This is a genomic window from Nostoc sp. CCY 9925 (assembly GCF_963920935.1).
In the GTDB taxonomy this organism is placed as follows: Bacteria; Cyanobacteriota; Cyanobacteriia; order Cyanobacteriales; family Nostocaceae; genus Nostoc.
On sequence record NZ_CAWUDO010000023.1, the window covers coordinates 34,114 to 46,558 of the forward strand.

The 12,445-nt window shown below is 39.4% G+C and carries 7 protein-coding genes; 5 read left to right on the top strand and 2 right to left on the bottom strand.

Annotation, left to right across the window (positions count from 1 at the left end; genetic code table 11):
- Positions 1 to 359 precede the first annotated feature (359 nt).
- Positions 360 to 1,538, bottom strand: coding sequence for a patatin-like phospholipase family protein (locus tag ACM0OY_RS14485; RefSeq protein WP_414569536.1), 1,179 nt, complete (start codon positions 1,536 to 1,538; stop codon positions 360 to 362).
- A 511-nt stretch (positions 1,539 to 2,049) separates the two neighbouring features.
- Positions 2,050 to 3,369: a dihydroorotase gene (locus tag ACM0OY_RS14490; protein ID WP_414569537.1), complete on the bottom strand. Its 1,320-nt coding sequence runs from the start codon at positions 3,367 to 3,369 to the stop codon at positions 2,050 to 2,052.
- A 316-nt stretch (positions 3,370 to 3,685) separates the two neighbouring features.
- On the opposite strand from ACM0OY_RS14490, the gene lepB (ACM0OY_RS14495) reads away from it, so the two are divergent.
- From lepB (ACM0OY_RS14495) to ACM0OY_RS14515, 5 genes are all read left to right on the top strand, one after another.
- Entirely contained in the window at positions 3,686 to 4,339 is a 654-nt protein-coding gene (lepB, locus tag ACM0OY_RS14495) for a signal peptidase I (protein ID WP_414569538.1), read from the top strand.
- A 101-nt stretch (positions 4,340 to 4,440) separates the two neighbouring features.
- Positions 4,441 to 5,046: a signal peptidase I gene (gene lepB / locus ACM0OY_RS14500; RefSeq protein WP_414569539.1), complete on the top strand. Its 606-nt coding sequence runs from the start codon at positions 4,441 to 4,443 to the stop codon at positions 5,044 to 5,046.
- A 70-nt stretch (positions 5,047 to 5,116) separates the two neighbouring features.
- Positions 5,117 to 5,929 (top strand): MOSC domain-containing protein, encoded by an 813-nt coding sequence (locus ACM0OY_RS14505; RefSeq protein ID WP_414569540.1) that lies wholly within the window; start codon positions 5,117 to 5,119, stop codon positions 5,927 to 5,929.
- 500 nt (positions 5,930 to 6,429) lie between these two features.
- Positions 6,430 to 10,287 (top strand): ATP-binding protein, encoded by a 3,858-nt coding sequence (locus ACM0OY_RS14510; RefSeq protein ID WP_414569541.1) that lies wholly within the window; start codon positions 6,430 to 6,432, stop codon positions 10,285 to 10,287.
- Positions 10,284 to 12,119 carry an EAL domain-containing protein gene (locus ACM0OY_RS14515; protein ID WP_414569542.1) on the top strand — a complete coding sequence of 612 codons (1,836 nt, stop codon included), beginning with the start codon at positions 10,284 to 10,286 and terminating at the stop codon, positions 12,117 to 12,119. The genes ACM0OY_RS14510 and ACM0OY_RS14515 overlap by 4 nt, the downstream gene beginning before the upstream one ends.
- The last annotated feature ends 326 nt before the right edge of the window (positions 12,120 to 12,445 follow it).

Consider the following 12,445-nt stretch of genomic DNA (forward strand, 5'->3'; position numbering starts at 1 on the left):
TAGTTGAACTGGATTAGTTTTCTACTGTCATTGCGAGAACTAATCTAAATTATTTAGCAGCTAAAGCTAGTACAGAAAAGCTAAACAACAATCAAGTTCTGCATAAGTTGTTTAACTTGTTCTAATACTTAGTATTCCCAACTTATGTTCGTAATCTATACACAAAAATAAACTAGTTTATTTTTTGAGACTAATTTTTATAATTCTAATTATCAATAATTTTTCTGAGTTACATCTGTAAATAGTACTATCTTAAACAATAAACAAGGAATTATTATCGTATTTCTACATAAAATAGCGTAGAAATACGAGAAATTTTAGAATAACTTGCCTAACATTAATATACTTACGTGGATGCACTAGTTATCTCTAATGAAAGAGGCGATCGCCTTTTTCACCTGCGGTCCATTTCCATCTCTCGTATAGTAGCTACAGCCTTTGTCAATAAAAGCAGATGTAGTATCTATTAACTGCTCAATAATCTCTTTGTGAGTGTTATCTATTTCTTCATTAACATTTTCATGGGTAAACTGATTTTTTCGCTCCTCTTGGCTTAATAAAATCCGACTATCTTTATAAGTCTCATTCGGCTTGGCTTTAAATCTCTCATTTAAATCAAATTGAAGACGTAAGTAACGCTTAGAATTGTATCCACCCATAATTTGACGGCAAATTGTACTACCAATTTCAGATGTAGGCTCCATAAAAATATCAGTCAGATGTTGTACCCAATCTAAGCCTTTCCATGTTTTTACTTGTTCATATTGATATGGTTCACCAGTTTGACCTGTACCAATAGAAAGCATAGAAATATCTTCCAGCCCCAAATTATTAAGTTTATATTGTTGCTTAATTGTTTCAGAAACTGAATTAGATTGACTTACTCTCAAAGCTAAACTCAGGGCAGCTAGAGAGGGGTTATTAGCACCAACTCCCCCATCAATATGTGGGAATACCCAATCGCCAAATTTATCTTTATCAACACATTGTAATTTATAGGGTGGAAAAAAAGTGGGAGCCGAGGCAGAAGCGGTGCATATCTCCCATAAAAAACAGTCATCATACCATCTGTCTCCGAGATCGGGATGACAATTAGTAAAAAAGGTTGTATTGCGATAAAGTGTATCGTAAGCAAGAATCAAAATAATGGGGTTTTGAATATCTTTAATTCTTTTGCTTTTATATGCATCTTTGAGAACATTAATAATACCATCATGAGAATATTTAGGTGGTGAGAATACATTAATAATTGTTTTAATGATGGATGGCAAGCTTTTGTAGCGGTCTTTTCTATCTTGGGGAAATATATCTTTACCTTTCTCTCGATAAAGTTTAATTAGTTCATCACTCTCTTTTCCCACGGCAATCCCAGCTGTTAATATAGAACCAGTAGAAGTGCCTGCAATCATATCAAAGTATTCGTGTAAAAATTCTCCTTTACCCTGAATTCTAATTTCTTGCTCTACTTGTTGAAGTATCCGTGCAGCAATAACTCCACGAATACCACCACCGTCTAAACTGAGAATTTTGAACGACATAGATAGTAATTCTCCTTGATTTTGTAATTCTGAATTCAGAATTCGTAATTAAGCGGCTTTTAGAAGTTTGTGATTTTAACTCACAATTAGTTAAAGTCAAAAGGGTAAAGAGACGGATATTCACGCTTACCCCCAATACTTGTCGGTTAAGAGGAAAAGGGAAAGTGGGAAAGAAAAACCTTTAACTTTTTACCCGAACCCAATTCCGAGTTCAAAATGCTTAACCGAGCAGTATTACCCTTACCGCCGTTCGCCCATGCCGATTTGTCGAAACTCGACTTTCTCTGACTCCTTAGAGAAGTCAAGTCAATTTATCAAACAAGTTCTAGTACCAAAGACTTTAAAAGACAAACGATTCCAAATTTAAAAAACTTACTTAAATAAACTTTTTAAATTTGGAATTTTGCACAGCAGTACTAAACTTGGCTTTGGTAGATCGAAATCTTGCCAGTCCAAGTATGACTTTGCTATATAATTACTTATGTATTACGTAAGCTTAAATAAATATTTACTACAAAAAAGTTAAAGCTTGACCCCGCACTTGGGTATTTAGCTGCCCTTTGTCATAAACAATCTCACCACCGACAATGGTGGTTACAGCCCAGCCGGTAAGGTTCCAGCCTTCAAAAGGACTCCAACCGCACTTGGTTAGCAGTTGCTCGCGCCGGACTGGACGATATGTGTTTAAATCTACAAGCACTAAATCAGCATCATAACCTGGTGCGATCGCTCCTTTTTGGGGAATACCATAAGCCACAGCAACAGCTTTGGACATCCAATTCACAACTTGGGCAACAGTACACTTTCCCTCCATCGCCGCAGTCAACATCAAAGCGAGAGAAGTTTCTACCCCAGGCATTCCTGATGGAGTATTGGGATATTCTTGTGCTTTTTCCTCTAAGGTGTGGGGCGCATGATCTGTGGCGATAAAATCAATTACGCCATCGCGCAAAGCCTCCCAGAGGACTTCATTATCATGGGGCGATCGCAAAGGTGGATTCATCTGTGCTAAAGTACCAATCTGTTCATAAGCACTAGTGTTTAACAACAAATGCTGTGGCGTTACCTCTGCCGTTACCCAACTCGGTTTATCCTGACGCAGCAACTCAGCTTCTTCGGCTGTTGACAGATGCAGAATATGTAGACGACGTTGATATTTTTTAGAAAGTTTTAATGCCAGTTGAGTTGCCAACAAAGCTGCTTGATTATCTTGAATTTGGGAATGAATGGCTGGATCGTGAATATTGGCAAATTCTTGACGCCGTTGGTTGATTCTAGCTTGGTCTTCAGCATGAACAGCAATTAAGCGATCGCCTTTAGCAAATATACCCTCCAGTGCTGTTTCGCCATCAACCAGCAATTGACCATGCATCGACCCCATGAAAATTTTAATGCCTGGTGTTGGCTTAGCTAGAAGCAAATCTGGTAGGTTCTCTGCTGTTGCTCCAATAAAAAAGCCATAATTAACCAAGCACTTGTTGGAGGCACGTTCTAGCTTGTCGTCTAAAGCTTGCTGTGTTGTTGTCAGTGGGCGGGTATTGGGCATTTCCAAAAAAGAAGTCACTCCTCCTTTGGCACAGGCACAACTGGCAGTGAACAAATCTTCTTTGTGTTCTAGTCCTGGTTCGCGGAAATGCACCTGCGGATCGATAATTCCTGGCAACAAAGTTAACCCTTGTGCGTCAACTTCTGTGGCTGGTGCTGTTTGGGAGATTTCTGGCGCAACTTCGACTATTTGGCGATCGCGCGTCAACACATCCCCAATCATTGCTTCACCATTGGGTAGGATAATACGAGCGTGGCGAATCAGTAAACTTTTTGGAGAGGACATGGGGCTTAGCAATTCCAATTTAAAATTCAAAATCAGAAAATGTAATATTGGCAAGTATTCAGACTATTTCTGGAACACTTTCGTCAGCAAGAGCAGCTTACGTATTACAGATAACTATCCTTTTAGGTTAAACTTAGTCGCGCTCTAAGAGACGAATTTTTGCGGAGCGTTAAAAAAAAGTTTATTTTTAATTTATGAAGAACCTCGTGAAAATCCGAATCTAACTGGGAAATCAAAATTTTTCCGTTAACATTAACAGATAAAATCACTTTAGTCTAGTTAGTTACCTACCTCTCTCTCTTTGTTAAGTAATTTCATGCAAAATAAAGTGTCTGATAACAACTCTAGTCAACAACCCGATAATTCCTGGATCGCAGAGCTAGGTAGAACAATTGTCTTGAGCATAGTTTTAGCTCTGGGAATTCGTACCTTTGTTGCTGAAGCACGCTGGATTCCTTCTGGTTCAATGGAACCAACTCTGCATGGTACACCAAACCAATGGGAGGCAGACAAAATTATTGTCGATAAGTTGAAGTATAAATTTGCTAGCCCCCAGCGCGGAGATATTATAGTATTTTCACCTACAGAAGAACTACAAAAAGAACAATACCAGGATGCTTTCATTAAACGTGTAATCGGCTTACCTGGAGAAAAAGTACAACTTAGGAATGGTAAAGTCTATATCAATAATAAACCCCTGCCAGAAGAAAATTATCTTAGCTCAGGGCAGAGTACAGTTATTGATGTTTGTAAAGACGCTCCCCAACCGCGCTTTTTGGCGAAACCTCAGACAATACCATCGGACTCATATTTAGTACTAGGTGACAATCGTAACAGTAGCTACGATAGCCGCTGTTGGGGTGTTGTCCCCCGCCAGAATATTATTGGTCGTGCTGTATTTCGCTTCTGGCCTCTCAATCACATCGGCGGGATTGATAAAACACCACTCTATCCACAAACAACTCCATAAATTCGTCATTAGTCATTGGTCATTGGTTATTAGCCATCAATGTCATCGAGCTAAAAAAATGACAAAGGGCAAAGGAGAAAGTACAGCTAACAAAACGTGGTATGCCCAGTATCAACCGTCAGATGATTGTAAAGGGTAGTCGAATACTAGTCTTCTATACTTTTGCTGCGTATACGCTGATTTTTAGTGAAGCACGCTGGATTCCTTCTGGTGCTATGGAACCGACTCTGCATGGTATACCAAACCAGTGGGAAGCAGATAAAATCATTATTGATAAGTTGAAGTATAGATTTTTTAAACCACAACGGGGAGATATTGTAGTTTTTAGACCTACTGAAGAGTTGCAAAAAGAACAATACCAGGATGCTTTTATTCAACGCGTAATCGGTTTACCTGAAGAAAAAGTACAACTTCAGAATGGCAAAGTTTATATCAACAACAAACCTCTGCGAGAAGAAAATTATCTGAGTTCTGGGCAGAGTACATCAGTTGATGTTTGCTTATCAGGAGCGCAACTACCCTTCTTAGCGAAACCTCAGACAATACCATCAGACTCATATTTAGTACTAGGTGACAATCGTAACAGTAGCTACGATAGCCGTTGTTGGGGTGTTGTCCCCCGCCAGAATATTATTGGTCGTGCTGTATTTCGTTTCTGGCCTCTCAACCATATTGGGGGAATCGATAAATCACCACTTTATCCATAATTGAAGAAGAATGGAGAATTCAGAATTCTGAATCAATGAGTTCGTCCAAAATCTCAAATCCAAAATTGCTATGAAGCCTTACCTAGCTAAAATTTTACTGTATCCGGTTAAGTCACTGGATGGAATTGAAGTTGAGAGTGCTAGAGTTCTTGCCAGTGGTGCGCTAGAACATGACCGGGAATTTGCAATTTTTGATCGACAGGGTAGATTTGTTAATGGCAAGCGCCATGCCAAAATTCATTTACTACGGGCGTCTTACACAAACCTTCTTGGGACATCGCAATTCACACTTTTTAATAAAACTATATCGCTGGAAATCCCTGGTAGTAACTCACAACAAGTTTTTCATTTGAATGAGGAACAGCAAGCATTAGAAGCAAGTTTGAGTGATTTTTTTGGATTTCCTGTCACACTCAGACAAAATTCTCTAATGGGCTTTCCTGACGATACAGACTCACCTGGGCCAACCGTAATTAGTACAGCAACGTTAGCAGAAGTAGCTTCTTGGTTTCCCGGTTTAAGTGTAGATGAAATGCGCCGCAGAATCCGTGCCAACATCGAAATCGATGGTGTACCAGCATTTTGGGAAGATAGGCTATTTCGCGAACAAGGTGAATTAGTCTCCTTTCGAGTCGGAGATGTGGATTTTTTTGGAGTTAAACCTTGTCAGCGTTGTATAGTCCCAACACGCGATTCTTACTTGGGGGAAGCTTATCCAAACTTTCAAAAAACCTTTACGAACTATCGCCAAGCAACCTTACCAGAATGGGTTACTTCATCGCGCTTCAACCACTTCTACAGATTGAGCATCAATACACAATTACCTGCATCGTCAGCCGGAAAAATTTTACAAATCGGAACAAAAGTTGAGATATTTCCATAACAAAATTAACATTTTGTAAAACTATCACATATAGAGTAAATTTTTTTTTATTTTTTTTATTTTTGGTGTGTGTTTACATCAAAATCTAAAAATTGTTGTACTTCCGATCCAGATTTTTGTACAAACCTAAAGGTTTTAATACTGGAAAACCAAGACATCAGCAATTGAAAATTAAATTTAGGATTCGGTGCTAATGGCAACCTGAATTTGAGAATGGCATACTGTAGCTGTTCGGTTCAATTTCTGTTCCAGAAAATCTGTTGATACATTGCTAGATAAAATTGAGCAAATTCACGTGTAATCATCAAGTCTGAAAATTAGATATTGGAGGAACTCAGCCAGTAAAACAAGTATGTCAATTAAAATTTAGTGTGTTTTTATACTTTAAATCTAAAATATGTCATAAGGTGAATTATGGGATACCGTAGTTATCCTGCTATTCAATGTAGCTAATATGGCAAAAATCCCCCTAGTAACACTTGGGGAAGAATCAGAAAACAATGTTATCTAAACTTCAGCCCGTTAAATCTTTCAATTGCTTAGTTGGCATAGTGTATGCCAAGATGCCCCTTAGGTATATTCTGATTGTCCCCTTTATATTGCAAATTTGTGGGGCAGTAGGACTAGTAGGCTATCTTTCCTATGAAAACGGACAAAAAGCGGTAAAAGAGCTTGCTGCTCAATTAGAAAATGAAATTTGCGATCGCATTGAACAGCATCTTGATAGCTATTTAACTACCCCCAAACAAATCAATCAAATTAATTTAGATGCAGTTGAGCTAAGTTTGCTCAACCTCTCTGACTTTAAAACCACGGGAAAATACTTTTGGAAGCAAATGCAAGTTTTCAATATTGGCTACAACAACTTTGCCAATTCCAAAGGTGAATTTATTGGTGTTGAACGTTTAGATAATGGCAAGCTCTTAGTTAATGAAGTTAGCGAAAAGCAAGGTATAGGCAAACTTCATGTTTACACTACAGATAACCAAGGAAATCGCCAACATTTACAGGAAATTAAAAATTACGATCCTCGTCAAGAAGCGTGGTATGTAGATGCAGTCAATGTGGGCAAACCAGTTTGGAGTCAAATTTATCAATGGGAAGATAAACCAGAAATTTTATCCATATCTTCCAGCTATCCTATTTACGATCAAAATCGCCAGCTTGTAGGGGTGATTGGTGTTGATTTGATATTATCACAAATCGGCAATTTTTTATCCCAATTAAAGACCAGACAGTCGGGTAGAACATTTATATTAGAGCGCTCAGGATTAATAGTGGCTTCTTCTAGTGAGTCACCATATAGTACGATCAATGGTCAACCGAAGCGCTTATCGGGATTAGATAGTCAAGATTCTGTAATTAGATTTACAACGCAATATTTAATCAAACACTTTGGTAGTCTTAAGGTTGTCGCGGGAAAAAAACAGCTGAATTTTACTGTTGATGGGATAGATTATTTTGTCCAGGTAAAAAATTGGCAAGACGATTTGGGTTTGGATTGGCTAATTGTCGCAGTCATCCCTGAAGGGGAATTCATGGAGCAAATTAACGCCAACACCCGTAGTACGTTTTTGCTGTGCATAATTGCTTTTTTAGTAGCTACAGAAATTGGGATTTTGACTGCTCGCTGGATAATTAAGCCGATCCTGCAATTAAACACCTCAGCCAAGAAAATTGCTGAAGGAAAATGGGAGCAAACACCAAAAATTAACCGCTCTGATGAATTAGGGGAACTAGCCAAATCATTTGAAACTATGGCCAAGCAACTCGAAGCATCATTTAGTGTTTTGCAAGCCAAGAATGCCGAAATGCAAGTTTTAAATGAAGCGCTATCTGAAAGTCAAAGTCGGCTGACTCAATTTTTAGAAGCCATGCCAGTAGGTGTATTTATTCTAGATGCTGAAGGTAACCCTTATTATACAAATGAAATCGGTCAAGAAATTCTTGGACAAGGGACAGTAGCAGAAGTTCCCCCTGAAAAATTGTCAGAGGTATATCAAACTTATCTTGCTGGTACAAATCAACTTTATCCTAGCGATCGCTTGCCGATTTTAAGAGCATTGGAAGGTGAAAGTGCCAGGATTGATGATATGGAAATTCGCCGTCATGACAAGATTATTCCCATTGAAGTTTTAGGAAAGCCAATTTATGATGAATCAGGGAATTTGGCTTTTGCGATCGCTACATTTTTTGAGATTGGTCAACGCAAACAAGCAGAAAAGTTATTAGCAGAATACAATCTCATCTTAGAGGCTCAAGTTAAAAAACGTACTGATGAATTTCAGCAAGTTATTGAGCAATTGCAAATCACCCAAGAAGAACTGATTGAATCACAACAAATCGCCGCACAGGAAAAACAAGCAGCCGTTCGCGAAGCAGCACGAAGCAGCGCTGCCAACCTCGCCAAAAGCGAATTTCTCGCTAATATGAGCCACGAACTGCGTACCCCACTCAACGCTATTCTTGGTTTTACCCAAGTTATGAGCCGAGATTATTCATTATCTAGCGAACATCAGCAAAACTTAGCAATTATAAATCGTGCTGGCGAACATCTACTGAATTTAATTAACGACATTCTAGAAATGTCCAAAATTGAAGCTGGTAGAATCAGATTAAATCTGAGCAGCTTTGACTTAATTCATCTTTTGAAGAACTTAGAAGAAATGTTGCACTTACGTGCTGCATCAAAAAACTTAGAACTAGTATTTGAATATGCACCAGATCTGCCCCAATACGTAGAAACCGATGCAAATAAGCTGTATCAAGTCTTGCTCAACCTCTTGGGAAACGCCATCAAATTTACCGATACTGGTAGGGTAACCTTACGGGTAAAACTAGGGACTGGGGACTGGGGACACTTCTCTTCTCTACGAGACGCTCCGCAAACGAGACGCTCCGCGAACGAGATGCTCAGTGCACCCCTGGGGAATGAGGACTGGAGAAATGAGGAGCACAGGAGCATGAAATCAGCTAAGCAGGAACCCCTGACGCTGAGCGGGGGAGCAGAGGAGCAGAGGGACAGCGCAAAGGGGCGAATAATAGCTCCTCACTCAACACTCAAGGCTTCGACTTCCTTCTCTACAAGAGGCTGCGCCAACGGCTTTGCTCAGGACAAGCCGCTCAACCTTGACCCTGAGCGACTTGTACCGACTTGTGCTGAGGGCAGTCGAAGTAGAGAAGTCGAGGTAAGCCGAAGGGTCAACAGTCAACAGTCTCAATCCCTAATCTTTGAGGTACAAGACACTGGTTGTGGTATTGCTCCAGAAGAAATTGATTTGCTGTTTGAGGCTTTTGAGCAAACCGAAATCGGTAGAAAATCCCAACAAGGCACAGGACTAGGCTTGGCCATTAGCCGCAAATACGTAGAATTGATGGGTGGAGATATTACTCTCAGCAGTACTCCTGGTATTGGTAGTATATTTACTTTTGATGTTCAGATTGCTCTGGCTTGTCCCAGAGAAATGCCGAAAAACAAAAATAAATACCAAGTTCTCGCTTTAGCTGCTGCTGAAAAGGCATACCGTATTTTAGTGGTTGACGACTCCAAAGAAAGCCGTCTGTTGCTAGTTAAAATTCTCACATCTATAGGCTTTGAAGTCAGGGAAGCTACAAATGGTAGGGAAGCAGTTGCCAATTGGGAATCTTGGCAACCACACTTGATTTTCATGGATATGCGAATGCCTATCATGGACGGTTATGAAGCCACAAGAATTATTAAATCTCAAGAATTGCAGCATCAGGAATGGGGCAACGGCCATAGAGAACCAGCTGTAAGTGACCTGAATTCCCACAGTCCAACATTAGTTGCTAGTCACTTGAGTGGAAGTCACTCTTGTACAACGGCAAATTCCTCTTCTTTTGACCCAAACTTCTCCAGAGCTTTAGCTTCACGTTGCGACTTCCCTGGAACAAATGAAGACTACTCACATAAAAGCAGCATTATTATTGCCCTGACTGCTAGCGCCTTTGAAGAAGAACGCCAGAAAACTTTGTCCATTGGGTGTGATGATTTTATTCGCAAGCCATTCACCCAAGAAGTATTATTAGAAAAACTGAGTGAACATTTGGGCGTAAAATATACCAGCCAAATACAAACCACAAACACACTAGTTGCCGAGCAACCGACACCAATGTTTACTAGTGTTGCTGAACTCCTGAGCCATTTGTCACAAATGTCCCCTGAGTGGCTCCACCAGATACACTATGCCGCAGCCAGCTGTAGCGATGACCTAATTTTACAGTTACTCAAGGAAATTCCATCAGATAAGAGTCAAGTTTTCCAAGTTTTCAGGGATTTAGCAAATAACTATCAGTTTGAGAAAATCATGGAATTGACTAGAACAAACCTAGAATGAATTACGAGCATTTAGACCCTTATAAAAAAGATATTTTGATCGTTGACGATATGCCAGATAACCTACGGGTTTTATCTTCAATATTGACAAGGGAAGGGTACAACGTTCGTAAAGCCTTGAACTGGCAAATGGCGCTGACAGCAACTCAAACAGTATTACCCGATCTAATTCTGCTCGATATTATGATGCCAGAAGTAGATGGTTATGAAATTTGTCAAACCTTTAAAGCTTGGGAGCTAACAGCTGATATTCCAGTAATTTTTATTAGTGCTTTAGATGATGTTTTTGATAAAGTTAAAGCTTTTAAAGTAGGTGGTGTAGACTACATCACCAAACCTTTTGAGTTTCAAGAAGTTCTAGTACGGGTGCAAAATCAACTGGCTTTAAGATCGGCGCGATTGGAAATATTGAAACTAAATGTCGAACTGGAACATCGGGTAAAACAGCGTACTTGGGAGCTAGAAAATGCTCTGCAAAAGCTCCACGAAGAAATCATTTCTCGCCAGAAATTACAAAGTCAAATCCTAGATATAGCACTGCATGATTCCCTAACTGGGTTACCAAACCGAGTTTTGTTTATCAGACAACTCAAAAATGCTCTAACTCGTGCTAAACAAGAACCCAATTATCAATTTGCTGTACTTTTTTTAGACTGCGATCGCTTCAAAGTGATTAATGATTCTCTGGGTCATTTGGTAGGAGATGAATTGCTCATAGCTATCGCTCGCCGCCTGCAAACATGCCTGATACCTATTGATACCCTAGCACGGTTAGGCGGTGACGAATTTGGCATTCTTCTAGAAAATCTTACAGATATCAATATCGCAATCCAAGTTGCCGAACGCATTCTTCAACAGCTATCACTGGCTTTTAAACTATCAAGATATGAAGTGTTTATGAATGCCAGTATTGGTATTAGTTGGGGCAATAAAGATTACGATCGCCCAGAATATTTGCTGCGGGATGCTGATACAGCAATGTATCGTGCCAAGGCTCAAGGAAGGGCAAAATATCACGTTTTCGATCCAGCAATGCATCAGGAAGCTATTCATCTTTTAGAGTTGGAAAACGACTTGCGGAGGGCAGTTGAAAGGCAAGAATTCCTGGTTTACTATCAACCAATTGTTTGCCTAACTACAGGGAGAATTTCTGGATTTGAAGCGTTGGTACGCTGGCGACATCCGACTCGCGGTTTGGTTTCTCCTATAGAATTTATTCCTGTAGCAGAAGAAACAGGTTTGATTAGTGCCATCAATACTTGGGTATTACAATCAGCTTGTCAGCAACTAAGCATCTGGCAACATCATCCAGTAACACCAGAACCGTTAAGTATTAGTGTAAACTTGAGTGCTAGATTATTTTCACAGCCCAATTTAGTAGATCAAATTGACCGCATAATTGATGAAAATAAAATCAATCCCGAACATTTACAACTAGAAATTACAGAAAGTGTAATTATGGAAAATACCAATGCAATTAAAATCATACTTGAGCAATTAAAACAGCGTAAAATTAAATTGATTATGGATGACTTTGGTACAGGATATTCGTCTTTAAGTTATCTGCATAGCTTTCCTTTAAATGCACTAAAAATTGATAAATCTTTTGTCAAACGTATGCAGGAAAACGAAGAAAATATGGGGTTAGTGCCAGCAATGATTGGAATTGCCAACTCAATGGGAATGAGTGCGATCGCTGAAGGCGTTGAAACAGAGGAACAGTTAGCCCAACTGAGAAATTTAAACTGTGATTTTGCTCAAGGATATCTGTTTTCTAAACCCATAGAAGAACAATTGGTTCTGAAGTTACTTGCCGCAGCACCCCAATGGTAGCCATCAAATAGTAGCTAGCAAAAACTTCATGATTGGCAGTCGGTTAGCTCATATGCTCACAAAGTTCCTAACTCGCCAATACTTTTTATCGTCTGCAAAACTCTCCAAACGCTGTGGGAGTTAAACTATAAATATAACTATTTTGGCGAAATTGAGCCAAATTTGCAGAGTGATTTTAAATCCGCATTTCCTATCCTCAATCCGTAATAATTCAGCAGCCATAATTCAACAGATAAATTTGCTCGCCAGCTTTTCGTGCTCGAAAATTAACAGCGGGGCACTAAACCAACGGAGAATCAAAATAATTAAAGAATCTGGATAAAATA